Genomic DNA, 805 nt, shown 5'->3' with positions numbered 1-805 from the left:
CTCGGTTTAATCGCCTTTCCAACTAGCTTAAAGCCTCGAACAATATCTTTTTCAAAAACGGGCACCCCCGGCGGAGGCGCATCACCTTTTGCTTTTTCACGCATAAAGCGCTTAACAATACGATCTTCGAGTGAATGAAAGCTAATAACAACTAAACGGCCACCGACTGCTAAACTCTCACTTGCTTCGTCCAGCAATCGCTCTAAATCACTCAATTCATCATTAACTTTAATTCGAATAGCCTGAAACACCCTGGTCGCCGGGTGCTTATGTTTTTCCCAAGACGGGTTCGCGTCCTTCACTATTTTCGACAGTTTTGCAGTCGTATCAATTTCCTGACCCAGCAATGCCTCTTTGATACCTCTAGCTATTTTCCTAGCAAACTTTTCTTCGCCATAATCGAAAAATACCTGAACCATCTCTTTCTCATCGACCTCTTTGATCCACTGTGCGGCACTCACTCCGCGCGTGGTATCCATCCGCATATCTAGCGGACCATCATTCATAAAACTGAAGCCTCTCTCAGCATTATCAAGCTGCGGAGATGACACACCCAAATCCGCTAACACGCCCGAAACTTTCTCTTGCCCACAAACTCTCAAATGCTCACGAATATCTGCGAAGGAGCCGTGCACAATCGAAAATCGCTCTTCATCAACAAATCGACTCTGTGCCGCAGATATTGCTTCCAAATCTTTGTCAATAGCGATCAACGAGCCATCTTTATCCAAAGCTTCTAGTATTTTTGAGCTATGCCCACCACGACCAAAGGTTGCATCAACATAGGCACCTGAAGAATTCGTCA

Annotated in this window: 1 protein-coding gene; it reads right to left on the bottom strand. The window is 45.3% G+C overall.

The genetic code is table 11. The features are described from left to right. Positions 1–805 (bottom strand): 16S rRNA (cytosine(1402)-N(4))-methyltransferase RsmH (gene rsmH / locus A3756_RS22435; protein ID WP_068554708.1); only part of this gene is annotated, 805 nt, incomplete at both ends.

The organism is Oleiphilus sp. HI0086 (genome assembly GCF_001635225.1).
The sequence above is the reverse complement of the archived record's forward strand: the minus strand, read 5'-3'. Positions and strand labels throughout refer to the sequence as shown.